This is a genomic window from Streptomyces sp. NPDC048483 (genome assembly GCF_040651455.1).
GTDB lineage: Bacteria > Actinomycetota > Actinomycetes > Streptomycetales > Streptomycetaceae > Streptomyces.
In genome coordinates this window covers 17,727-39,066 of the sequence record NZ_JBEZJZ010000081.1, presented here as the reverse complement: position 1 = coordinate 39,066, position 21,340 = coordinate 17,727, and the positions used below count along the sequence as shown (strand labels likewise).

At 69.1% G+C, this 21,340-nt stretch carries 25 protein-coding genes and 4 pseudogenes; 11 read left to right on the top strand and 18 right to left on the bottom strand.

Annotation, left to right across the window (positions count from 1 at the left end; genetic code table 11):
- The 3 genes and pseudogenes from AB0D04_RS31035 to AB0D04_RS31025 form a co-directional block, all read right to left on the bottom strand.
- A pseudogene (locus AB0D04_RS31035) lies at positions 1 to 96 on the bottom strand (sigma factor-like helix-turn-helix DNA-binding protein); the annotation flags it as partial.
- 106 nt (positions 97 to 202) lie between these two features.
- Complete coding sequence (locus AB0D04_RS31030) at positions 203 to 1,942, bottom strand: threonine/serine exporter family protein (RefSeq protein ID WP_362709979.1); 1,740 nt, start codon at positions 1,940 to 1,942, stop codon at positions 203 to 205.
- Between the two features lie 165 nt (positions 1,943 to 2,107).
- On the bottom strand, positions 2,108 to 2,833 hold the full coding sequence (locus AB0D04_RS31025; protein WP_362709976.1) for a VTT domain-containing protein: 726 nt from the start codon (positions 2,831 to 2,833) through the stop codon (positions 2,108 to 2,110).
- Positions 2,834 to 3,085: 252 nt separating this feature from the next.
- Here AB0D04_RS31025 and AB0D04_RS31020 point away from each other — a divergent pair, with 252 nt between their 5' ends.
- Entirely contained in the window at positions 3,086 to 3,454 is a 369-nt protein-coding gene (locus tag AB0D04_RS31020; protein WP_362709974.1) for a YbjQ family protein, read from the top strand.
- A gap of 71 nt (positions 3,455 to 3,525) precedes the next feature.
- Here the strand turns inward: AB0D04_RS31020 and AB0D04_RS31015 are convergent, their stop codons facing one another.
- Positions 3,526 to 4,284 carry a MerR family transcriptional regulator gene (locus AB0D04_RS31015; RefSeq protein WP_362709971.1) on the bottom strand — a complete coding sequence of 253 codons (759 nt, stop codon included), beginning with the start codon at positions 4,282 to 4,284 and terminating at the stop codon, positions 3,526 to 3,528.
- 129 nt (positions 4,285 to 4,413) lie between these two features.
- Here AB0D04_RS31015 and leuE point away from each other — a divergent pair, with 129 nt between their 5' ends.
- The gene (leuE, locus tag AB0D04_RS31010; protein WP_362709968.1) at positions 4,414 to 5,088 is read left to right on the top strand and encodes a leucine efflux protein LeuE; all 675 of its coding nucleotides are present in this window, start codon (positions 4,414 to 4,416) and stop codon (positions 5,086 to 5,088) included.
- A gap of 200 nt (positions 5,089 to 5,288) precedes the next feature.
- Entirely contained in the window at positions 5,289 to 5,681 is a 393-nt protein-coding gene (locus AB0D04_RS31005; protein WP_362709982.1) for a nuclear transport factor 2 family protein, read from the top strand.
- A 9-nt stretch (positions 5,682 to 5,690) separates the two neighbouring features.
- On the opposite strand, the gene AB0D04_RS31000 is transcribed toward AB0D04_RS31005, so the two are convergent.
- Positions 5,691 to 5,903, bottom strand: a complete 213-nt coding sequence (locus tag AB0D04_RS31000; RefSeq protein ID WP_362709966.1) for a hypothetical protein — start codon at positions 5,901 to 5,903, stop codon at positions 5,691 to 5,693.
- A 521-nt stretch (positions 5,904 to 6,424) separates the two neighbouring features.
- Between AB0D04_RS31000 and AB0D04_RS30995 the strand changes: the two genes are divergently transcribed.
- From AB0D04_RS30995 to AB0D04_RS30985, 3 genes are all read left to right on the top strand, one after another.
- Positions 6,425 to 6,661, top strand: coding sequence for a hypothetical protein (locus tag AB0D04_RS30995; RefSeq protein ID WP_362709964.1), 237 nt, complete (start codon positions 6,425 to 6,427; stop codon positions 6,659 to 6,661).
- Positions 6,662 to 6,788: 127 nt separating this feature from the next.
- Positions 6,789 to 7,442, top strand: coding sequence for an NAD(P)H:quinone oxidoreductase (gene wrbA / locus AB0D04_RS30990; protein WP_362709962.1), 654 nt, complete (start codon positions 6,789 to 6,791; stop codon positions 7,440 to 7,442).
- Between the two features lie 53 nt (positions 7,443 to 7,495).
- On the top strand, positions 7,496 to 8,914 hold the full coding sequence (locus tag AB0D04_RS30985) for a glutamate decarboxylase (RefSeq protein WP_362709960.1): 1,419 nt from the start codon (positions 7,496 to 7,498) through the stop codon (positions 8,912 to 8,914).
- A gap of 54 nt (positions 8,915 to 8,968) precedes the next feature.
- Here the strand turns inward: AB0D04_RS30985 and AB0D04_RS30980 are convergent, their stop codons facing one another.
- From AB0D04_RS30980 to AB0D04_RS30955, 6 genes are all read right to left on the bottom strand, one after another.
- Positions 8,969 to 9,760 (bottom strand): ABC transporter permease, encoded by a 792-nt coding sequence (locus AB0D04_RS30980; protein ID WP_362709958.1) that lies wholly within the window; start codon positions 9,758 to 9,760, stop codon positions 8,969 to 8,971.
- A complete protein-coding gene (locus AB0D04_RS30975) occupies positions 9,757 to 10,752 on the bottom strand; it encodes an ATP-binding cassette domain-containing protein (RefSeq protein ID WP_362709956.1) in 996 nt (331 codons plus the stop codon). Before AB0D04_RS30975 ends, AB0D04_RS30980 begins: the two co-directional genes overlap by 4 nt.
- A gap of 83 nt (positions 10,753 to 10,835) precedes the next feature.
- The gene (locus AB0D04_RS30970; protein WP_362709953.1) at positions 10,836 to 11,543 is read right to left on the bottom strand and encodes a PadR family transcriptional regulator; all 708 of its coding nucleotides are present in this window, start codon (positions 11,541 to 11,543) and stop codon (positions 10,836 to 10,838) included.
- A 54-nt stretch (positions 11,544 to 11,597) separates the two neighbouring features.
- Positions 11,598 to 12,146, bottom strand: coding sequence for a DinB family protein (locus tag AB0D04_RS30965; protein ID WP_362709950.1), 549 nt, complete (start codon positions 12,144 to 12,146; stop codon positions 11,598 to 11,600).
- Between the two features lie 186 nt (positions 12,147 to 12,332).
- A complete protein-coding gene (locus tag AB0D04_RS30960) occupies positions 12,333 to 13,790 on the bottom strand; it encodes an aldehyde dehydrogenase family protein (RefSeq protein ID WP_362709947.1) in 1,458 nt (485 codons plus the stop codon).
- 84 nt (positions 13,791 to 13,874) lie between these two features.
- Positions 13,875 to 14,750 (bottom strand): helix-turn-helix transcriptional regulator, encoded by an 876-nt coding sequence (locus AB0D04_RS30955; protein ID WP_362709944.1) that lies wholly within the window; start codon positions 14,748 to 14,750, stop codon positions 13,875 to 13,877.
- 321 nt (positions 14,751 to 15,071) lie between these two features.
- Here AB0D04_RS30955 and AB0D04_RS30950 point away from each other — a divergent pair, with 321 nt between their 5' ends.
- Positions 15,072 to 15,596, top strand: coding sequence for an ATP-binding protein (locus AB0D04_RS30950; RefSeq protein ID WP_362709941.1), 525 nt, complete (start codon positions 15,072 to 15,074; stop codon positions 15,594 to 15,596).
- Positions 15,597 to 15,675: 79 nt separating this feature from the next.
- Here AB0D04_RS30950 and AB0D04_RS30945 read toward each other — a convergent pair whose 3' ends face one another.
- From AB0D04_RS30945 to rpmG, 5 genes and pseudogenes are all read right to left on the bottom strand, one after another.
- Entirely contained in the window at positions 15,676 to 15,915 is a 240-nt protein-coding gene (locus AB0D04_RS30945) for a DUF397 domain-containing protein (RefSeq protein WP_362709939.1), read from the bottom strand.
- 103 nt (positions 15,916 to 16,018) lie between these two features.
- Positions 16,019 to 16,532 (bottom strand): annotated as a pseudogene (locus tag AB0D04_RS30940) (SRPBCC domain-containing protein).
- Positions 16,533 to 16,737: 205 nt separating this feature from the next.
- Positions 16,738 to 16,863 (bottom strand): annotated as a pseudogene (locus AB0D04_RS30935) (cobalamin biosynthesis protein CobW); the annotation flags it as partial.
- Positions 16,860 to 17,114 (bottom strand): type B 50S ribosomal protein L31, encoded by a 255-nt coding sequence (locus AB0D04_RS30930; protein ID WP_362709936.1) that lies wholly within the window; start codon positions 17,112 to 17,114, stop codon positions 16,860 to 16,862. The gene AB0D04_RS30930 and the pseudogene AB0D04_RS30935, both read right to left, overlap by 4 nt.
- Before the next feature lie 8 nt (positions 17,115 to 17,122).
- Positions 17,123 to 17,194, bottom strand: a pseudogene (rpmG, locus tag AB0D04_RS30925) (50S ribosomal protein L33); the annotation flags it as partial.
- A 113-nt stretch (positions 17,195 to 17,307) separates the two neighbouring features.
- Between rpmG and rpmB the strand changes: the two are divergent.
- From rpmB to tatA, 3 genes are all read left to right on the top strand, one after another.
- Positions 17,308 to 17,544 (top strand): 50S ribosomal protein L28, encoded by a 237-nt coding sequence (rpmB, locus tag AB0D04_RS30920; protein ID WP_362709933.1) that lies wholly within the window; start codon positions 17,308 to 17,310, stop codon positions 17,542 to 17,544.
- Positions 17,544 to 17,849, top strand: coding sequence for a 30S ribosomal protein S14 (rpsN, locus tag AB0D04_RS30915; RefSeq protein WP_362709931.1), 306 nt, complete (start codon positions 17,544 to 17,546; stop codon positions 17,847 to 17,849). The genes rpmB and rpsN overlap by 1 nt, the downstream gene beginning before the upstream one ends.
- 124 nt (positions 17,850 to 17,973) lie before the next feature.
- Positions 17,974 to 18,171: a Sec-independent protein translocase subunit TatA gene (gene tatA, locus AB0D04_RS30910; protein WP_362709929.1), complete on the top strand. Its 198-nt coding sequence runs from the start codon at positions 17,974 to 17,976 to the stop codon at positions 18,169 to 18,171.
- Between the two features lie 24 nt (positions 18,172 to 18,195).
- On the opposite strand, the gene AB0D04_RS30905 is transcribed toward tatA, so the two are convergent.
- Positions 18,196 to 19,041 carry a nitrilase-related carbon-nitrogen hydrolase gene (locus tag AB0D04_RS30905; protein ID WP_362709927.1) on the bottom strand — a complete coding sequence of 282 codons (846 nt, stop codon included), beginning with the start codon at positions 19,039 to 19,041 and terminating at the stop codon, positions 18,196 to 18,198.
- A gap of 789 nt (positions 19,042 to 19,830) precedes the next feature.
- On the opposite strand from AB0D04_RS30905, the gene AB0D04_RS30900 reads away from it, so the two are divergent.
- Positions 19,831 to 20,451 (top strand): hypothetical protein, encoded by a 621-nt coding sequence (locus AB0D04_RS30900; protein ID WP_362709925.1) that lies wholly within the window; start codon positions 19,831 to 19,833, stop codon positions 20,449 to 20,451.
- 379 nt (positions 20,452 to 20,830) lie between these two features.
- On the opposite strand, the gene AB0D04_RS30895 is transcribed toward AB0D04_RS30900, so the two are convergent.
- Positions 20,831 to 21,229, bottom strand: a complete 399-nt coding sequence (locus AB0D04_RS30895; RefSeq protein WP_362709923.1) for a hypothetical protein — start codon at positions 21,227 to 21,229, stop codon at positions 20,831 to 20,833.
- Between the last annotated feature and the right edge of the window lie 111 nt (positions 21,230 to 21,340).

Genomic DNA, 21,340 nt, shown 5'->3' with positions numbered 1-21,340 from the left:
CCTGGCCGCCATCGTGGCCTCCGGCACCAGGAACGCGCGGGCGATCTCGGCAGTGGTCAGGCCGCCGACCGCCCGCAGCGTCAGCGCGGTCTGGGCCGGGCCGCCGCACGCCCTCTGGGGTGCTGTGATTTTCGTATGAGAAACACCCGAACGGGCGGCATCCATGGGAGTGGGTGCCGCCCCGTTCGGCGTATGGGGCCGCTCAGAACCCGCGGGTCCGCTTCGCCGCCCGGCGGCCGGCGCCCGGCTCCTCGACCCCCGGAGCGCGCAGGAACAGCCGGGCCACCTCGCTTCCGAGGTTGACGCCGACGGCGATGGCCAGCGCGAGCGAGGCCGCCTTGATGAGCGACGAGAACCCTTCGATCAGATGGCCCTGGGCGAAGTTGAGCAGGCCGAAGTAGGTGGCACTACCGGGCAGCAGCGGGCCGATGGCCGCGGTGACGTACGGCAGCGCCGACGCGTAGCGGTAGCGGGACAGCAGCTGGCCGAACAGGCCGACCAGGCCGGCGGCGATGGCGGTGGAGGGCACCTCGTTGAAGCCGGCGGTGACCGTGAGGGCGCCGTAGACGATCCAGGCGACGCCGCCGTTTATCGTCGCGAAGGCCACGGTGTGACGTTCCTGCTGGAGCAGCACACAGAACGCCAGCGCCAGCAGCATGGATGCCATGATCTGCACCAGCGGCTGGTTGTAGAGCTTGAACGCCTGTTCCGGGTTGAGGTGCTTGAGGGCGGGGTTCAGCTGCAGCCCGACGTAGAGCACGGAGAGCACGCCGACGACGATGCCGACGACCAGGTAGCCGACTTCCAGGAGGCGGGCGGCGGCGGTGATGTAGTAACCGGTCAGGCCGTCCTGGACGCCGGCGACCAGCGCCCGCCCCGGGATCAGCGCGAACAGTCCACCGGTGATCACCGCGGAGGCCTGCACATTGGAGTGCGCCAGCCCGAAGAAGAGGCCCACGGCCGCGGGCGGCATCGCCGCGACCACGAACTGGTAGAACTCCGGCAGCCCGCGCCCGGACGCCAGCCACGCCAGCCGGTCGCCCAGCATCGAGCCGATCGCGGCCGCGAAGAACACCAGCGCCCCGCCGCCGACCAGCATCGAGGCCGCACCCGACAGCAGCCCGGACGCCAGCGTCAGGGCCCAGCTCGGGTACGGGTGGCGGTTACGGCGGATCTCGGCGAGGCCACGGTAGGCCTCCTCCAGGGTGATGCCCTCGGAGGTGATCTCGTCGACGAGCCGGAAGACCGCGGAGAGCCGGTTGTAGTCGACACCGCGGCGCCGCACCGTCCGGCTGGCCGTGACCGGGTCCTCGACCAGTGAGGGCTGGTACGAGATCGACAGCAGCGTGAAGGTGACGGTCGGCTCGACCCGCTCCAGCCCGTACGCATGCGCCACACCGAACATCGCGGCCTCGACGTCCTCGGCGCCCTCGCCACCGGCCAGCAGGATCTCGCCGATACGGAGGGTCATGTCGAGCACGCGGGGAATGGCCGGGCCGGTCTCCTCGTCGGCGCGCTCGAGCCGCTCGGGCACCGGCCGCTCATGGATCGGCATCCGCAGCATGGTGCGCATCCGGTCCTGCCAGGGCGCCTCCTTGGTGAGGCGGATGACCGGTATGCCGTGCGGCGGCGTGAAGGCCGCGCTGATGGCCGTGGCGCCGACGGGGGCGGGAAGCGGGGTCTGCCCGGTGGTGCTGCCCGGCGCCACGAACGCCGACCCCTCCTGCTCGGCCGGCGCCTCCGGCTTCAGCCCCTTCGGCAGCGCGAACTCGGAGGTCGGATGCTCGTCCTCCGGGAGCGGCGGATACGGCACCCCCAGAGGCGGTGTGAAGGCGCTGTGCGCCTCGTCCGACTGCGGTTTGAGGTCATCAGGCGTGCCCTGATCCGTGGGGCCGCTGCTGCCGTTGGTGCCGCGCTGGCCTCGCTGTGGGTCCGCCACCACTCTCTTCGCTCCTCGTACGCCTCCTACCGACCGTCAAGGACACGATGCCTTACCGCGTGCGGTCAGCACACGGGGCGGAGGTATTCGCAGAGTAATGCGGCGTGTGGCGGCGGGCACGGCGGGGCCGCCGTAGGCGGCGGCCTGTCAGCGCTTGGCGTGCCGGAGTCAGCGCTTGGCGTGCCGCCCCCGGCGCCCGTCGGCGCCGCCTGCCTGCGACCGGTCGGCGACCTGGTCGAGCACCTGTCCGGGCTCGCCCGCCAGGGCCGCCTTCTTGGACTTGCTGCGCGCGCGGAGGTACTCGATGGCGATCGGCACGACGGACACCAGCACGATCGCGATCAGAATCATCTCGATGTGCTTGTGGACGAACGCGATGTTGCCGAGCAGGGCGCCCATCACCGTCACACCCACACCCCACAGCGCACCGCCGATGAGGTTGAAGGTGAGGAAGGAGCGGTAGTTCATCCGGCTCACGCCCGCGATGATCGGCGTAAAGGTCCGCACGATCGGCACGAAGCGGGCCAGGATCAGCGACTTGGGCCCGTACTTCTCGAAGAACTCATGCGCCTTCTCCACGTTTTCCTGCTTGAACAGGCGCGAATCCGGGCGCTTGAAGAGCGAGGGCCCGACCTTGCGGCCGAAGAGATAGCCCACCTGGTCACCGAGCACCGCGGCAAGGAAGATCAGCCCGCACACCATCCACAGCGGCCAGTCCAACTTGCCCGCCGTCACCAGCAGACCGGTGGTGAACAGCAGGGCGTCACCCGGCAGGAAGAAGCCGATCAGCAGGCCGGACTCCGCGAAGACGATGACCAGGATGCCGATCAGACCGAAGGCGTTGATCAGATAGTCCGGGTCCAGCCATTGGGGGCCGAGCGCGAGAGTATTCACGGGGTGAAGGCTCCAGGGTCGAGGGCGCCGGATCGTGCGGTGCGACGGGGATGCAGGCGCTGTGTGCGGCCCAAAGCTATCAACGCTCCGTGCCCGGCCATGGTTCCAGTCACGGCTTCCGGCCCCGCTCCGGCCGGGCCCCGCTCCCGCTCCCGTCGGGCCCCGGCCACCGCCCTCTGGCTGGCAGCACCTCCCCCGCCGGGTGATCCTGGCCACAAGAAGCCGGCGGAATGCACGGGAGGTGCACCCCTTATGGGCATCGAGGAGTACGGCGGCGGACAGCACTCCCAGTCCGACGTCCTGGTGGTCACCACGAACGACGTTCCTGGGTTCCACGTGGACCGCGTCATCGGCGAGGTCTTCGGCCTGACGGTGCGCTCCCGCCACCTGGGCAGCCAGATCGGCGCCGGCCTGAAGTCGATGATCGGCGGCGAGCTGCGGGGCCTGACCAAGACCCTCGTCGAGACCCGTAATCAGGCGATGGACCGGCTGATCGAGCAGGCCCGCTCCCGCGGCGCCAACGGCGTCCTGATGTTCCGCTTCGACGTCACGGAGGCGGCGGACGTGGGGACGGAAGTGTGCGCCTACGGGACGGCCGTGGTGCTGGCCCCCCTGAGCTGAGCCCCCCCTGGCCCCGAAGCCGGGCCCGCAGGCGCACACTCCCCTTGCCCGTCAGCTGTTCCGCTTGTCCGTCAGCTGTGCCGCGCGGTATTCGCCAGAATCGCGTCCCGCATATAAACGGCGAGCCCGGAGCGAATCTTCTCGAACGTGGCCGTGAACCGCTCATCGTCCACATACATCTTTCCCAGGCAGCTGTGGAACTCGTGCGTGCAGTCGTAGTAGGCCCCGCACATGAATTGCCGGTGCTCCTCCGCCACGTCCATCGCCGCCTCGGAATCCGCGGCCGTCCCCTGCGCCAGCAGGTCCGCCATCTTCTGGTGAATGGCGTCGAACTCCCGCGTGAGCCGCTTCCAGTCCTCCTTGGTGTACGAGGCCGTCCGCCGCTGCGATTCCTTGTACGCGTCGGTGTTGCCCCACCGCTCCTTGACCTCGTCCTCGTACACATCCGGGTCGAAGTCCCCGAAGACCTCGAACTTCTCCTCCGGGGTCAGCCGTACGTTCATCCTGCGTGCCTCCATCGCTCGTTCGACGGCGGCGGCCATTTCCTGGAGCTTTCCGATCCGCACGCTCAGCAAATCGTGCTGACGCCGCAGGTGTTCCCGCGGATCCACATCCGGATCGTCCAGGAGGACCGCGATCTCCTCCAGCGGAAAGCCGAGTTCCCGGTAGAACAGAATCTGTTGCAGCCGGTCGAGATCGGCATCGCCGTAGCGACGGTGCCCCGCGTGATTGCGCTCACTGGGCACCAGCAGCCCGATCTCGTCGTAGTGGTGCAAGGTCCGCACCGTAATCCCGGCGAATCCCGCGACCTGCCCCACCGAATAACTCACTTCCGCGCCTTCCCGCCATCGTCTTTGTCTCGGTACGCACTCCACGATGAGTCCTCACGTCACGTGAGGTGCAAGCCCGGATCCTGAAATGAGGATGAACGCGCCGTCCGACGGTGACATCCTCCCCCCATGCTGGGAATAACGGACCTGTCCACCTATCTGGTGGGCCTCGCGCTGATCATCCTTCTGCCCGGACCGAACTCGCTGTACGTCGTCTCGGTGGCGGCCCGGCGCGGCCCGCGGGTGGCGTACCGCGCCGCGCTCGGCGTGCTCTGCGGCGACGCCGTACTGATGACCCTGTCGGCCGGCGGGGTGGCCTCGCTCCTCCAGACCACCCCGGTCCTCTTCGCCATCGTGAAATTCGCCGGCGCCGGATATCTGACCTGGCTGGCGGTCGGCATGCTCCGCGGCGCCTGGTCCCTGTGGCGCGGCCGCGCGGCCCGCCGGGCGGAGCAGGCGGAGCAGGCGGAGAAGCACGCGGAACCCAAGGAGACCGTCGAGCGCCCGTACCGCCGGGCCCTCGTGATCAGCCTCCTCAACCCGAAGGCGATCCTCTTCTTCATCTCCTTCTTCGTGCAGTTCGTGGACCCGGCCTACGCCCACCCGGTCCTCTCGTTCGTCACCCTCGGCGCCTGGGCCCAGCTCTTCAGCTTCACGTACCTGTCCGTGCTGATCTTCAGCGGTACGTTCCTGGCGGCCACCTTCCGCCGCCGCCGCAAGCTGACGGCCGGCCTGTCGGCGGGCGCCGGGGCGGCGTTCCTCGGCTTCGCCGCCAAGCTGTCGCTGGCCAGCGCCAGCAGTTAGAGCCCGTTGGCCAGGGCCCGTCGTGCCGGGGGCGGGGGGCCGGGGAGTGCCGGCGGCAGTCGAAGATCGACGTCCGATTCCCGCCAGCACAATCCGGCCCCATTGGTCACGCTGGCCACATGACGCACGTATCGCATCCATCGCCTTCACACCCTTCACCGCCTTCATCCCCGACGGACTCGGTGTCCGTCCTCACCGGCATGTACGCGGCCGAGGCGGAGTACCTGGCCGCCGGAGGTCCGGGCAAGGCCTCGTTCGACCTGCTGGCCCCGTACTTCGCGCCCGACGTCGTACTCCACCAAGCCGATGCTCTGCCCTACGGCGGAACCTGGCGCGGCCACGCGGGCATGACGCGCTTCTTCCTCGCCATGAGCCGGACATGGGAAGCGTTCGACATGGTGGAGCAGGAATTTCTCGCCACCGGCGAGACCGCGGTGGTGCTCACCCAGGTCCGCGCTCGCGCCCGTGCCACCGGCCGCGAACTCGCCTTCCCGATCTTGCAGACGATCACGGTCAAGGACGGCCGGATAGCCGAGATCCGACCGTTCTACTGGGACACCCAGGCCATTGCCGACGCCTGCGCCGGTCGTTAGCACCGGTCGTCAGCGACGCCCGCCGCCACCGGACGACCACCTGTTGAGCCGCCGGACGTTCTCCGTCAGCTCCGCACGCCGTGCGTGGCGCGCCCGTAGCGCATCCCATTCGTCGGGGCTGAGCACATAGGGCCGTACGGCGCGGCTGTCCGCGCTGCACAGCACGAGCAGCACGGGCGGGACGCGGCGCACGCGGACGAGGCGGCGCTGCGTTGCCGGCACCGCCGTGCGCAAAGTCGTGGCGGTGGTCGGCCCGTTCAGCCTCGGGATGGGCCTGTACGACCTCGATCACCCGGAGACCAGCGACAGCTGCTTCCTGAGCGGCCGCGAGGACCGTCCCTGACCTGGGCAAGCAGGCCAAGCGCTGTCCGTCGGGCCCGACGCAGGCTGCGCAGCGCGGATACGGCGCGACCTTCCGCACCCGCAGACAGATCAGGAACCCTGCGGCACCGGCCCATGCCAGCGCCGACGCCGCAGCGGTTCCACGGTCCCGCTCCCTCGCCCGAAAACGTCCTTCTCCTGTCGCCCAGGCTCCTCGTCGTCCCTACAAGGGCAGCGGCGCCGCCTCCGATGACCACTGGGCCAGGTAGGTGGCAGGCCGTCAGCGGCGGACGCTCTGGCCTCCTCGGCCTGGTCAGATGCCGTATTGAGGCGACAGCCCCACATGAGTGACACAGCGCATGTCTGTGCGGGGATACGGGCAATCCTCACATGATTCACCTGTCACCAGAGAAGGGCTGATCATGCGCCGTACCCCTGCCGCCGTCCTCGGAGCCGCCGCGCTCCTCGCCGCCCTCGCTACACCCGCGAGCGCGAACCCACGCCCCCAAGGGGAAGAGCAGACCGACGAGAGCGTCATGCTGCCGGTCGGAGATTTCGTTTATGAACTCGGCGAGGGTGTGGGTCTCTGGCGTGACAACAGCGTTGGCGCGGGGCCGGCGAAAATGTCCGAGCCGCACAGACGGTCCGCGGCCAAGTAGTCGGCGCGGGCCCGGACGCCGGCCGCGGCCAGGGACGTAGGAGCCGTCCACGTCTCCGTAGGGAATGCTTCGCGGTCGTCGGCGCCGTGGTCGTCGGCGTCCTCGCCGATGGGGAAGAGGTACGTCCATGCCCTCGCCACCCCCGCCTGCGGCTCCACCCCCGCCCCCGCAGGTGCACGTAGCCGTCATCTACTACTCCTCGACCGGCACCGTCGCCGAGCTCGCCCGGGTGATCGCGGACACCGCCGAGCACGAGGGGGCCGAGGTGCGGCTGCGGCGGGCCGCGGAGCTGGCGCCGCAGGTGGCCATCGAGGCGAATCCGGCGTGGGCGGCGAACGTGAAGGCGACGGCGGACATCCTGGAGGCGACGGCGGAGGACATGCTCTGGGCGGATGCGGTGATCTTCGGTACGCCCACCCGCTTCGGCAATGTGACGTCGCAGCTCAAGCAGTACCTGGACACCCTGGGCGGCCACTGGCACCAGGGCCATCTGGCCGACAAGGTCTACAGCGGATTCACCGCGTCCGCGACCAAACACGGCGGCCAGGAATCCACCCTCCTCGCGCTCTACCAGACCATCCACCACTTCGGCGGCATCCTTGTCGCGCCCGGTTACACCGACCCGGCGAAGTTCGCCGACGGAAATCCGTACGGCACCTCGCACGTCGGCGGCCCGGACACCCCCGTCGATGACGAGGCCCGTACCGCCGCCCGTATCCAGGCGCGCCGCGTCGTGAAATTCGCCAGAGCCATCAAGTACGGCCTTCTCCTGGCCAGTTGACGGACAGGGACAGCGGACGAGCAACGGCGGAACGACGGACGGAACGACGGACCATGACCCTCCACAAAGGCGCATCCGACATCGACCGGCAGAGCACCGTCCACCACCCGGTCAACCCCTTCTACGGCGAGGCCGACCCGGTGTCGGGTCTGACCACCTCGCCGCCGCGGCACACGCTGCCCGACGGGCCGATCTCCCCGCACACCGCCTACCAGTTCGTCCACGACGAGCTGATGCTGGACGGCAATTCCCGGCTCAACCTGGCGACCTTCGTCACCACCTGGATGGAGCCGCAGGCCGGCGTCCTGATGGCCGAGTGCCGGGACAAGAACATGATCGACAAGGACGAGTACCCGCGCACCGCGGAGCTGGAGAAACGGTGCGTGGCGATGCTCGCCGACCTGTGGCACGCACCCGACCCGTCCGCCACCGTCGGCTGCTCGACCACCGGGTCGAGCGAGGCGTGCATGCTGGCCGGGATGGCCCTGAAACGGCGCTGGATGCGGCGCAACCAGGACCGCTATCCGGGTACTGCCCGGCCCAACCTCGTCATGGGCGCCAACGTCCAGGTCTGCTGGGAGAAGTTCTGCACCTTCTGGGAGGTCGAGGCGCGCCAGGTCCCCATGGAGGGCGACCGCTTCCACCTCGACGCGGAGACCGCCGTCGAGCTCTGCGACGAGAACACGATCGGCGTCGTCGCCATCCTCGGCTCGACCTTCGACGGGTCGTACGAGCCGGTGGCCGACATCTGCGCCGCCCTCGACGAGCTCCAGGAGCGCAAGGGCTGGGACATCCCCGTCCACGTGGACGGCGCGTCCGGGGCCATGATCGCGCCGTTCCTCGACCCGGACCTGGAGTGGGACTTCCGGCTGCCGCGGGTCGCCTCCATCAACACCTCCGGGCACAAGTACGGCCTGGTCTTCCCCGGTGTCGGCTGGGCGCTGTGGCGCGACCAGGAGGCGCTGCCCGAGGAGCTGGTCTTCCGCGTCAACTACCTGGGCGGCGACATGCCGACCTTCGCCCTCAACTTCTCCCGGCCCGGCGCCCAGGTCGCCGCCCAGTACTACACGTTCCTGCGGCTGGGCCGGGCCGGCTACTCCGCCGTACAGCAGGCGACCCGCGACGTGGCCCGCTCGATGGCCGGACGGATCGATGCGCTGGGCGACTTCCGCCTCCTCACCCGCGGCGACGAACTGCCGGTCTTCGCCTTCACGACCGCCGACGACGTGAAGAGCTTCGACGTGTTCGACGTGTCCCGGAGGATGAAGGAACGCGGCTGGCTGGTCCCCGCGTACATCTTCCCCCCGAACCGCGAGGACCTCTCCGTCCTACGGGTCGTCTGCCGCAACGGCTTCTCCCACGACCTCGCCGATATGTTCCTCGCCGACCTGGAGCAGCTGCTGCACGAACTGCGGGAACAGCCGGGTCCGTTGCGGCGGCCGGAGAGCGTGGCGACGGCCTTTCACCACTGAGGCCTGCCAAAGGCCGAGGCCGAGTTCCCCCGGCCCGCCCCGCCCCCGTTCACCTCACCGCCCCAACCCCCCAAACCGCCGCACCGCCAACGGGAAGAACACCACCAACAGCGCCACCGGCCACCCCACCGCCAGCAGCTCGGCATGCTCGGCGGCCCAACTGTCGCCCACAAAGCGGGTGTTGGCGAACAGTTCCCGTACCGCGCTCGCCGTCGCCGACATCGGGTTCCACTCCGCGACGGCCCCCAGCCACCCCGGCATCTTCTCGGCCGGGACAAAGGCATTGGAGAGGAAGCCGACCGGCCAGACCAGGATCTGCACGGCCTGCACCATCTCCGGCTTGCCCGCCAGCAGCCCCAGATAGATCCCGATCCACAGCATCGCGAACCGCAGCAGAAGCAGCAGCCCCACCGCATACAGCGCGCCACCGAGCCCGCCGTGCCAGCGCCAGCCCATCGCCAGCCCGACACCGATCATCACCAGCAGGCTCAGCGCCGACTGCAGCATGTCCAGGACGCTCCGGCCGACCAGCACCGCCGACGACGCCATCGGCATCGAAAGGAACCTGTCGATCACGCCCTTGCCCAGGTCCCGGGTGACCGCGATCATCGTCGACTCGAGCCCGAACGCCATGGTCAGCGCGAACATCCCGGGGACCAGATACTCCGCATAGCTGCCACCGCCCGGCACGGCCATCCCGCCGCCCAGGAAGTACGCGAACATCAGCAACAGCATCACCGGGAAGACCAGGCCGACCGCGACCTGCCCCGGCTGCCGCGCCCAGTGCGCCAGCCCCCGCCGCGTCATCGTCCAGGAATCGACAACCGCCCACGCCACACCGCTCATACGGCCGCGCCCTCCTTGTCCCCCGTCGTGTCCCCCGTCAGCCGCAGAAACACCTCGTCCAGCGTCGGCCGCCGCACCGCGATGTCCGCGGCCGCGATTCCCGCCCCGTCCAGCACCCGTACCGCCTCCGTCAGCGCGGCCATCCGGTCCGTTACGGGCGCGCTCAGCCGCCGCTCGTCGGCGGCCACGGCGAGCGTGCCGCCGCCGGCGACCACGGACGGCAGAAGTCCCAACAGCTGCTCCGCCGCGTCCAGTTGCCGGCCGTCCCGTACCACCACATCCAGCCGGTCGCCCCCGATCGCGCTCTTCAGCTCGTCCGGCGTACCGTCCGCGACCACCCGACCCCCGTCCACCACCGAAATCCGGTCCGCGAGCTGGTCGGCCTCCTCCAGGTACTGCGTGGTCAGCAGCACCGTCGTACCGTCGTCCACCAACGACCGCACCGCGTGCCACACCTCCGTCCGGCCGCGCGGATCCAGCCCCGTCGTCGGCTCGTCCAGGAAGAGGATCCGCGGCGCCAGGACGAGACTGGCCGCCAGGTCGAGGCGGCGCCGCATCCCGCCGCTGTATCTGCCCACCGCCTTCCGCCCCGTATCGGCCAGCCCGAACCGCTCCAGCAGCTCGTCCGCCCGCTCCCCCGCCCGGCGTGCCCCCAGGTGGAACAGCCGCCCGAACATCTCCAGGTTCTGCCGCCCGCTCAGCTCCTCGTCGACGGCGGCGTGCTGGCCCAGCAGCCCGATCCGCCGCCGCACCTCGTCCGGCTGCCGCAGCACGTCGTAGCCGGCCACCTCGGCCCGGCCGCCGTCGTGCCGCAGAAGGGTGGACAGGATCCGTACGAGGGTGGTCTTGCCGGCGCCGTTCGGGCCGAGGACGGCGTGCACGGTGCCGTGCGCGAGGGTCAGGTCCAGGCCGTCCAGGGCCGCCTTGGTGCCGTAGGTCTTGTGCAGGTCTTCGACAACGATCGCAGGATTCGCGGGATCGCGGTCCGTCACGGCATCTCCTCCCCAAGAGGCATAGTCAAGTTTGACTACTTGTGCGCGAAGGTAACTCCGACCGCTACATTAGTCAAACTTGATTAACCCTCGTGCTCGGCAGGCGCCCGCTGCGACGGCTCGGCCCGCACCGGCCCCTCCGACTCCCCCGACCGCCAGTCCCCCCGCTGCGCACCGCCCGCCGCATACGGGTTCTCCTGGCCCTCCGCCAGCACCCCCACGAACGGCTCGCCCTCCCCCGCGAAGACATACGCCCCGCCCTCGATCCGCTCGATCAGCCCCCGGGTCCACTCCGCGCCGCTGTCCGCGGAGCACACCCACAGGTTCATGATCTCGCCGATATGGCCGAGCTGACCGGGTCCGTCCTCGGGGGTGTAGTACTCCGTGACCGTGCTCCGCCACTTCTCCAGCCCCCGCACCCGCTCCTTGAGCAGGGCCACCGCCTCGTCGCGCGGCAGATCGAGGAGAAAGCCGATGCCTGAGCTCAGCACATCGGCCTTCTGATCGTGCTGCGAGAGCGCCGCGCGCAGCAGCGCGAAGAACTCCGCCTCGCCGGCCCCGGTCAGCTCGTATTCCGTACGGGGCGGGCCGCCGGCCGTACTGGGCGCGATGTCATGGGCGACCAGCAGCCCTTGCTTCGCCATCTGCTTGAGCGCGTGATAGATCGAGCCCGGCTTGGCGTTGGACCACTCATGCGCGCCCCAGTACTCCAGGTCGTTGCGCACCTGATAGCCGTGCGCCCGCCCGTGCTGCCGCACCGCACCCAACACCAACAGCCGGATCGCCGACATCGTCTTCTCAACCCCTTACGCGCCTACGCCGCAAGCCTAGACGGGGCCCCGGCGCTACCCCTCGTGCGCCGTCCGCTCCTCGTCCACCAGCTCAAAGGCCGTCTTGCCGTCGACGGACTCGCGGACGATGTCGGCGTGACCGGCGTGCCGGGCGGTCTCCTCGATCAGGTGGAGCAGCAGCCAGCGCATCGAACGCCGGGCATTCGGCGGGGACCAGGGCGCCACCGGCAGCGGGAAGGTGTCGTCCAGGCTCGGCAGGGCGCGGATGAACTCCTCGGTCTGCGCCGCGGCCTTGTCCCAGTAGGCCAGCACCCCGGCCAGCGTCTCGCCGTCCTCCAGCTGGAAGGACAGGTGCCAGGTCTCCTGGGTCCGCTCGACGGACGGCGGCAGCTCCTGAGCCCACTCGACCCAGCGCTGCTCGACCTCCGCGACATGCTTGACCAGCCCGCCCAGCGACAGCTCGCTGGCGCTCGGCCGCCCGGTGACCTGCGCCTCGGTCAGCCCGAGGACCGCGCGCCGCAGGCCGCCGCGCTGCGCCTCCAGGAAGGCCAGCAGCGCGCCGCGCTCGTCACCAGGAGCCTCGGCAGAAACAGCAGTGGGCATAACAGCCGCCTTTCATGGCATGCACCGACGGACGGCCCTGCGCCGCCCGCCTTCCGACACACCTCACTCTACGAACCAATGCGGACAGGAGCTGTCCGCATTCCGCAGGAATCCGTCACCGGAGCACATCGGAACGGGAACGCTCAGGAGGAAGCGCTCAGGACAGGAACGTTCGGCTAGGGACGCTCAGAACGGGAACCGCGACCGCCCGTGCTGAATGGAAATCCACTTCGTCGTGGTGAACGCCTCCACCATCGCGTCGCCGTTCAGCCGCCCCACCCCGGAGCTCTTCTCGCCTCCGAAGGGCACAATCGGCTCGTCGTGCACCGTGCCGTCGTTGATGTGGATCATCCCGGTGTCGATGCGCTTGGCGAACCGCACGCCGCGCTCGATGTCCCCAGTGTGCACGGCGCCGCTGAGCCCGTACGGCGTGGCGTTGGTGAGCCGTACGGCCTCGTCGTCACCGTCGAACGGGATCAGCAGCACGACCGGGCCGAAGATCTCCTGGGTGAGCAGCGGGGAGTCGTCCGGCAGACCGCTGAGCACGCTCGGCGCGACGAGGGTGCCGCGCGTCTCGCCCTGGAGGAGGGCCGAGGCGCCGTCGGCGACGGCCCGGTCCACCAGCGCGGAGATGGCCTCGGCCTGGCCCTCGTTGATCAGCGGGCCGATGTGCGTCGCCGGATCCGTCGGGTCGCCCACCTTCAGGGACGCGACCTTCGCGACGAACTTCTCGGTGAACTCCCGCTCCACGGCGCGGTCCACGAGCACACGGTTGGCGGCCATACAGACCTGGCCCTGGTGGACGAAGCGGCTGAAGACGGCGGCGTCCACGGCGTAGTCGAGATCGGCGTCGTCGAGGACGACCAGCGCGCTGTTACCGCCCAGCTCCAGCACCGCGTGCTTGAAGTTCGCGGCGGCGACCGTCGCGACATGGCGGCCGACCTTCTCCGAGCCGGTGAAGGAGATGGTCTTGGGCACCGGGTGCTCGATCAGCGCATCGCCGATCTCCGCGATGTCGGTGACGACGACATTGAGGAGCCCGGCCGGCAGCCCGGCCTCCTCGAAGATCTTGGCGACCAGTCCGCCGCCGCAGATCGGGGTGTTCTGGTGCGGCTTGAGGACGACGGCGTTGCCCAGCGCGAGGGCCGGGGCAACGGACTTGACGGAGAGGAGGAAGGGGAAGTTGAAGGGGGAGATGACGGCCACGACGCCGACCGGGAGGCGGTAAAGGCGGTTTTCCTTGCCGTCGATCGGCGAGGGCAGGATCCGCCCCTCGGCACGCAGCGCCAGCTGCATCGCCTCGCGCAGGAATTCCCGTACGAGATGCAGCTCGAAGCCCACCTTGGCCAGCGTGCCGCCGACCTCCGCGGCGATCGCCGCGCCCAGCTCTTCCTCACGTTCGTCGATGATCCGCAGCGCCCGCTCGAAGACCAGCCGCCGGGTGTACGGATTGGTGGCGCCCCATTCCCGCTGTGCGCGCTCGGCGGCGCGGTAGGCCTGGTCGATCTCCTCGACCGTGGCGACGGTTATGGAGGACAGCTTTTCGCCGTTGTACGGATTGAAATCGACGATGTCCCAAGAGCCGCTGCCCGAGCGCCACTCGCCGTCGATGAACTGATACGCCAACTCGTCGAAGTAGGACATGCCATCCCGATCTGGAGAACAGGGCGCTCAGGGCGCCGCATTGGGGGGTGCTGACTCCTGATGGTTTTTCATCCTACCCACGCGTCACATGAGTTGGAGTAGACCACGCAACAGGTCCCTGCTCTCGGCCGGATTCGGCCCCTCCTCCTGGAGGCGGTCCATCGCCCGCGCGTACTGCGCCACTTCCTCGGGCTTGTCCACGTACAGCGCGCTGGTCAGCTGTTCCAGATAGACGATGTCCGGCAGACCCGACTCCGGGAAGCCGAGCATGGTGAACGCACCGCTCTCGGCGGCATGCCCGCCGAAGCTGAAAGGCATCACCTGAAGGCGCACATTCGGCCGCTCGGACATCTCGATCAGATGCCTCAACTGGTCCCGCATGACCTCGCGTTCACCATAAGGACGGCGCAGCGCCGCCTCGTCCAGCACACAGTGGAATTCCGCGGGGCGCTCGGCCACCAGCAACTTCTGGCGCTCCAGCCGCAGCGCGACCCGGCGCTCTATATCGGGGGTACCGGCGCCGGGCATACCGCTCTTGACGACGGCATGCGCATAGCCCTCCGTCTGCAACAGCCCGTGCACGAACTGGACTTCGTAGTTGCGGATGAGGGAAGTCGAACCCTCCAGGCCGACATAGGTCTGGAACCATCCGGGCAGTACATCGGTGTAACTGTGCCACCAGCCCGTGGCGTTGGCCTCCCGCGCGAGCGAAAGCAGCGCCTCGCGCTCCTGCTCGTCCCCGACCCCGTACAGCGAGAGCAGATCCTCCACGTCCCGCGCCTTGAAGCTGACCCGCCCCAATTCCATCCGGCTGATCTTGGATTCGGACGCCCGGATCGAGTAGCCGGCCGCCTCACGGGTTATGCCGCGCGATTCACGAAGCCTGCGGAGCTGCGCCCCCAGCAGGATGCGCCGCACCACCGAACCGCTCGACTCGCTTGCCGACTCACTTGCGGACACCTTCAGACCCTCCTGTGACCCCGCCCGTCCAATGGTGCGCCGCAGTCTGCCACGTTCGCGCTTCGTTGAGTGCTCGGGCGGTTACTGATATGTGACTTCCCCTCAAGCCCTCCATAAGAAGACGCACGAAGACGGGGGGAAAAATCACGGCGAATCATCGTGGCCCTACGCAATTACGGCGTGTGCACGTGCATTTGCCCTTGCATCTGTCGTGGTCATTGGGAACCATAGGTGTCGCACGCATGCACGCTCGTGAAAGATCCGCCGGATCCGGCTGCCCGGCCAGGATCATGACGTCCGCGAACGCCAGGAGTGCCTCGCATGGGGACCAGGGTTTTGACCGTGCTCGAGCCGTTATGGCAGGGCCTTCCTCCCGTCGACCCCTTGTCCGTCTCCGGATCCGTGTCCTGCACGCTCCCGCCGCGGTACGAATCGGTCGGCGGTGCACGGAAGTTCACCCGCGAAACGCTGCAGGACTGGGACCTGGACGAGCTCTTCGACGGGGTCGCCCTGGTGGTCTCCGAACTCGTCACCAACGCCCTGCGGCATGCGGTCCTCGCCACGGAACCGCTCGCCTCTGAGCCCCGCGTACCGGAACCCCGTATGCCGGAACCGGCCGGCGCCGCCGCGCCCGCCCGGCTCCACCTGATGCGCTGGTCCTCGCGGCTGATCTGCGCCGTACGCGACCCCAGCGACGCCTCACCGGTCGCCGGGGAGGCCGACTCGGCCGCGGAATCGGGACGCGGGCTCTACCTCGTGGAGTCCTTCAGCGACAGCTGGGGCTGGCACCGGCTGACCGGCGCGATGCGCGGCAAGATCGTATGGGCGCAGTTCCGGCTGCCGTAGCGCCCACGGGTACGCACGCCCACGGAGCACCCAAGGCCCTGCCCGGCGGATCGGCCGCCCGGACAGGGCCTTCGTCGGCTCAGTCGCGTACGAGGTGATCGAACTCCCCGGCCTTGACGCCGAGCAGCATCGCCTCGACCTCGGCCGGGGTGTAGATGAGTGCCGGTCCGTCCGGGAAGCGGGAGTTGCGCACCGCGATCTCGCCGCCGGGCAGCTTGGCGAATTCCACGCACGAGCCCTGGGAATTGCTGTGCCGGCTCTTCTGCCAGGCCACATCACGGAGCTCCGTTGCGGCCATGCCGTTGTATGCGTGGGGCACAGGGCTCTCCCAGTGAGAAAGGGTGTCAACTGCCCGGGATCATAGCTGTGTTCACATGCGGATGCATGCGCAGATGCACGTGCACGACGGCGCGTGCCGCCGGTCACAGCTCGTCGAGCGCCTTCCCCCAACGTTCCGCCGCAATCGACCGCCGGCCGCCGCCCGTGATCCGGTGCGCCTGCACCTGGTACGGGTCGTCGGGGTCGAACCCCTCATGAACGAGGAAAAGACGGGTGCCGCGGCCTTCGGGTTCCAGGGTCCAGGTGATCGTCCAGTCGGCCAGGCTGCCCTGCCCCTCGTCGGCGTCCCGCCACCGCAGCCGCAGCATCCTCCCCCAAGCCCTTAAGGAGCAGGGGGGACCCTCACGCCTCGAAGGCCGGCACCTCGGCGATGACGGTTCCGCAGAAGTTGGTGTTGAGCCGCGGCAGCGTCGTCATCTCGTAGCGGTGGCCGACCGCCGGCCGGAAGTCGCCGGGCATCATCCACTGGGCGATCAGCTCGGGTCCGGTCAGCGCCCGCCAGACCTTGGCGGGAGGGTGCGGAAGGAACTGCGCGAGGCGGATCGTCGTCGCCTCCGCCGGGTCGCCCTCGGGGGCCTCGAAGGCCTGGGAGTTCATTGCGCCTCTTCGTCGGGAATGCGGTCGAGCAGCCCCCCCGGGCCCGCGAGTTTCGCGCGCCAGAACCGCTCGTGGGGAGGGAGAGAACCAGTCCTGCACCTCGGTATGCGTGCGGTGGGCGGGACGGGCCGCGGCCGGTCCGCGGTCAGCGCTACGAGACGGGGGCGAGGAGCTGATCGAAGGCAGGCGGCGGCGCCATCCCCCAGGCGGCGTCGAGGTCGTGGTGGAGGGCGACGCTGCCGGGCACGGAGCGCAGCAGCCGCTCCACGGCGGCCCCCCGCGCCTGCGCATGCAGGCCGCCCACCAGCACGACCTTGAGCGGCCCCCTCAGCGGACCCGGCCCTTGCCGTAACGGCGCTCGAACCGCTCGACACGGCCCGCGGTGTCCAGCACCTTGGCGGTGCCCGTGTAGAAGGGGTGGCTCGCCGAGGAGATCTCGACGTCGATGACGGGGTAGGTGTTGCCGTCCTCCCACTCGACGGTCTTCTCACTGGTGGCCGTCGAGCGGGTCAGGAAGGCGTGGCCGGCGGCCCGGTCGCGGAAGACGACCGGCCCGTAGGCGGGGTGGATTCCAGGCTTCATCGCTGTCCTCAGCGCTCCTCTCGGAAGGTCACATGCCGGCCGATGACCGGGTCGTATTTGCGCAGTTCCAGGCGGTCGGGGTGGGTGACGACCGGGCGTAGTTCGTTGCGGGCCATGCCAGGCAGTATACGCAAATGAATTCCATTTTCAATAAGCTCCTGCCAGGGGCTCCGACCACCGGAGGGACCGCACCGTGTCCGCCCACTGCCAGATGACCGGCCGCAAGCCGGGCTTCGGCAACACCGTGTCCCACTCGCACCGCCGCACCGCGCGCCGCTTCGACCCCAACATCCAGCGCAAGCGCTACTGGCTGGCGAGCGAGGGCCGCCACATCCGGCTCACGCTGAGCGCCAAGGGCATCAGGACCGTCGACACCATCGGGATCGAGGCGGCCGTCGCCCGGATCCGCGCCCGGGGGGAGAAGGTCTGATGGCCAAGCAGAGCAAGATCGCCAAGAACGGGAGGAGGCGCGCGACGGTCGCCCGCTACGCGGCCCGGCGCGCGCTCCTCAAGGCCGTCATCCGCAATCCGCGGACCCCACAGGAGGAGCACTCCGCCGCCGGGCGCGAGCTCCCCCGTCGGCCGCGGGACGCCAGTGCCACCCGGGTCCGTCACCGCGACAGCGTCGACGGCCGCCCGCGCGGCCGCTTCCGCGCCTTCGGCCTCTCCCGCGCACCGCTGCGCGTACAGGCCCACGCGGGCCACCTGCCGGGTGTCCGCAAGTCCAGCTGGTAGGCGCCCGCCGGCCGCCCGGTCCGGGGCTCGACCCCGGCACCGGGCGGCCGGGACCGTTCGGGTAATACTGGACAGACCGCCCCCGGGCACCGCCACCCGCCATCCGACGAAAGCGAGCGCCCCCATGCTCCGCAACGCCTTCGAGCCCTGGCACCTCATCCTGATCATCGCGGCCCTCGTACTGCTCTTCGGCTCGAAGAAGCTGCCCGGCATGGCACGCGGCGTCGGCCGCTCGATGCGCATCCTCAAGTCCGAGGCCAAGGGCCTCAAGGACGAACGCCCGGCAGACGCACCGCACGCGGAGTCGGCCCCCGGCCACTGACCGGGCGCGGTCCCCAGACAGGGCCTAGCTGTCGCCGCCCTCGTCGATCAGCCGCCGCACCTCGCGGTCGACCAGCCCCAGCCGGGCCTCGGCCACCAACGGCACCGCGCGCCGCTGCCGGCGCGCCTCGGCCGGATCGATGTCCACGGTCACCAGCGCGGTCTCCCACTTCGGCGCCTGCGCCACGACCATCCCCCGCGGATCCACCACCCGCGAGCCACCCCAGAACGCAGCACCGTGCTCGTTGCCCACCCGGTTGACGAACACCACCCAGCACTGGAGCATCCGCGCCGTATAGGACAGCAGGGTGTCCCAGTACACGCCGGTGTCCATCGCCTCCGGGTCCAGGCTCGCCGCACTGTTGGTCGGTACGAACAGCACCTCGGCTCCGTCCTGCACCGCCAGCCACGGCAGCACCGGCTGCCATGCGTCATTGCACACCAGCATGGCCCCCCGCCCGCCGCTCGCCGACTTCGTCAGGTCGTACGCGCGCAGCAACTGCCCCGGACTGACATGCTTGCGCTCCTCCCAGGCCAGGTAGTTGGGCAGATAGAGCTTGCGGTGCGCGTGCAGCAGCGCACCTTCCGCATAATGCGCCGCGGTGTTGTACGCCCGCAGGCTGGTGTGCTCATGGAAGCCGACCAGCACATCGGGCCCGAGCAGGCTCAGCTCCAGCAGCCGGGGATCACGCGCCTCGATGGCGGCGTCCCGCTTGAGCGCGCCCAAGTGATAGCCGTGCAGGCTCAGTTCGGGAAAGACGACGAGATCGGCGCCCTGCTCCGCCGCCTCCGCGATCTGCTCGCGCGCGTGGTCGAGATTCTCCGGCACCTCACCCAGCACGCAGTCCGTCTGCGCCAGTGCGATACGCATGGCCCACACCTCACCGATCAGTCGGCTTTGCGGCTTTTAGATAATTTTGCCAGGTCTCGGCTCCGCGGTCTCCCGGATCACCCACAGCGACCGGGAATCACGTCAAACCACCGGGCAGACGGCGCCCCACCAACGGGCGAAAGAACGATCCTTCCCGTGCCGGACGCACGTTTCCTGCGTTGATCCACACGATCCGTCGCATCACCGCCGGACGGCTTCCAGCCGCAGCCCCGCCCGGCGACAGCGGTACGACGGCGCACGGCCGAGTCGTCCGGCGATGCCGACGGCCGCCTCGGCCGGGCGGCCCAGGCCGAGCGGCCCGCCGGACCCGCTCGGCCGGCCGCCGAGCCCGGCACACCGGAGCACAGGTCGTTCAGGATTTCCTGTTTCCCTCGATCGCACGGGGCCGTGCTGGTCATCGATCGCCCTCGCCTGCTGTGCGGCCGCCGCGAATATTCCGACCGGAGGCCCCACCACGGCGGGGCCCGCCATCATCTGCGTCATTGCTGATTACCCTTCGGGAAGAAGGAACTCCGGATATTCCGGGTACTCCCGATACTCCGGATACGGAAGCTCCGGTCCACCAACCCGCCGCACCGGCACGACTTCCGCACCGTCACCCGAACAGCGGGAATGGCGTTGCCGATAAGGCGTCGCCCGACTCCATTGCGGCGCCACATCGCCCGTCTGCCGTATCAGATCTTGCCGACGGGCAATGCCGTTCGCAGGGTGGCGATTGAGTGCCGCGCACCGCGCGGCTCCTTCGCACACCACGGAAAGGAACCTTCCATGCGCATGTCCCGGAAGGCCGGTCTGTTCGCCTCCGCCGCCGTGTGCGGAGCCCTGGCCCTGGGCGCCGCGGGAGAAGCCATCGCGTCCATGAACGACGCCCCGGCCCATTCCGCAGACGCCGCCCCGCGAAAGGCCCCGCTGCCGCACAGCGAAACCCTCAAAGCCCAGGTCAAGAGCCTCGCCGATATCGCCGGGGTGCTCACACCGATGACCGCTCTGATCAATGACGTCCTGACGTCTGCCGACAACGGAAAGCTGACGCCGGATCAACTCATCACGCACAGCACGGCCATCAAGAAGGCCATCGCCACCGCCCGGCAGACCGGCCCCGCGACCCCTTCCGCGGACTCCATTTCGCAGCCCGACAACGGTTCACGGCCCGGTTCCGCAAAGGCCGCCACCAACCTCAGGGCCAACGCCCTGGCCGGCCTCCAGGCAAAGTCCGAAGCGCTGCTCAAGGCGATTACGGCGGGCGACGAAAAAGCCGTCACTCAGGCGGTGACAAGCAACCTCACCGCCCTGTCGAACGTCATTGTGAGCACGACGCTCGGCGGGCTGCCGACCCCTGACCTCCCGGGCCTGCCCAGACTTCCCCAACTGCTCGGCGTACTTTCCTGACCCGGAACGCCACTGGGCCCGCGCCGCCGAAAGCGGCGCGGGCCCAGTGATGTGCCATGGCGTTCAGGATTCCGGCAGGCATGCCAATGCCCTGGCAACCCCATCAATCTCGCAAGGGCATTGGCATGCGTCCCTCCACACGTCATGACCAACGAATCAGGACGGCACACTTCGGTCACGACCGAATAACAATGCCACACCGGGTGGCCGATTATCACACGCACGAAAAGCAAAGATCTGGGCCGCCCAGAATAAGGAAGTCTGGGCGGACCCGGGCCCTATCCGGATATCACCGGTTCCCTTGCCGTTCCCGGAGAGCTGAGCCGAGGCGTGCTCAGCCACTCATGAGGTCAGCGAAGTTCGGAGCAAGCGCCGGGAATTACTTCCCGAGCGGCAGCAACCCACGGAGCAACCCCCGGCTGCCGTTGTCGAACTTGTTGCCGTGGAGAAGCTTCGGGCCGCCCTTCACGCTCTTCGCCGTGTCCTTGACCGTATTGACCAGCGGCGCGATGTGGCGGCCGTCCACGTGGTTGGCCGCCAGCGTCTCCGTCAGCCCGCCGCTGCGGTGCATACGCGGGGTCGTGGGGCCGGAAGCGAAGGCGGGGGCGGCCGCACCGATCGCCAGAGCGGAACCCACAACAATCACGGCAGACTTCGCGTACTTCACTTTTTGCTGTCCCTTCTCGGGCGGTGATTGATGGGTCGGCGACACCAGGGCCGCGTGAGCAATCACTTCGCTGCTCGGATCACCGCTTTCGCCCTGACCAACGAGTCGCACCCGCCGGAGAAACTCAGAAGTTGCCCCTCCTTGGCAACGCCACCCGAAAGAAGCGCACCGTGCGCATTTCCGGTACCCGCCGTTAAACGCCGACGGCCCCGGCACACATGG

Coding starts and splice junctions, on each gene's coding strand:
- AB0D04_RS31020 (WP_362709974.1), top strand. CDS start 3,086: ATGGGCATCGAGGAGTACGGCGGCGGACAGCACTCCCAGTCCGACGTC.
- leuE (WP_362709968.1), top strand. CDS start 4,414: ATGCTGGGAATAACGGACCTGTCCACCTATCTGGTGGGCCTCGCGCTG.
- AB0D04_RS31005 (WP_362709982.1), top strand. CDS start 5,289: ATGTACGCGGCCGAGGCGGAGTACCTGGCCGCCGGAGGTCCGGGCAAG.
- AB0D04_RS30995 (WP_362709964.1), top strand. CDS start 6,425: ATGCGCCGTACCCCTGCCGCCGTCCTCGGAGCCGCCGCGCTCCTCGCC.
- wrbA (WP_362709962.1), top strand. CDS start 6,789: ATGCCCTCGCCACCCCCGCCTGCGGCTCCACCCCCGCCCCCGCAGGTG.
- AB0D04_RS30985 (WP_362709960.1), top strand. CDS start 7,496: ATGACCCTCCACAAAGGCGCATCCGACATCGACCGGCAGAGCACCGTC.
- AB0D04_RS30980 (WP_362709958.1), bottom strand. CDS start 9,760: ATGAGCGGTGTGGCGTGGGCGGTTGTCGATTCCTGGACGATGACGCGG.
- AB0D04_RS30970 (WP_362709953.1), bottom strand. CDS start 11,543: ATGTCGGCGATCCGGCTGTTGGTGTTGGGTGCGGTGCGGCAGCACGGG.
- AB0D04_RS30965 (WP_362709950.1), bottom strand. CDS start 12,146: ATGCCCACTGCTGTTTCTGCCGAGGCTCCTGGTGACGAGCGCGGCGCG.
- AB0D04_RS30960 (WP_362709947.1), bottom strand. CDS start 13,790: ATGTCCTACTTCGACGAGTTGGCGTATCAGTTCATCGACGGCGAGTGG.
- AB0D04_RS30950 (WP_362709941.1), top strand. CDS start 15,072: ATGGGGACCAGGGTTTTGACCGTGCTCGAGCCGTTATGGCAGGGCCTT.
- AB0D04_RS30930 (WP_362709936.1), bottom strand. CDS start 17,114: ATGAAGCCTGGAATCCACCCCGCCTACGGGCCGGTCGTCTTCCGCGAC.
- rpsN (WP_362709931.1), top strand. CDS start 17,544: ATGGCCAAGCAGAGCAAGATCGCCAAGAACGGGAGGAGGCGCGCGACG.
- tatA (WP_362709929.1), top strand. CDS start 17,974: ATGCTCCGCAACGCCTTCGAGCCCTGGCACCTCATCCTGATCATCGCG.
- AB0D04_RS30905 (WP_362709927.1), bottom strand. CDS start 19,041: ATGCGTATCGCACTGGCGCAGACGGACTGCGTGCTGGGTGAGGTGCCG.
- AB0D04_RS30900 (WP_362709925.1), top strand. CDS start 19,831: ATGCGCATGTCCCGGAAGGCCGGTCTGTTCGCCTCCGCCGCCGTGTGC.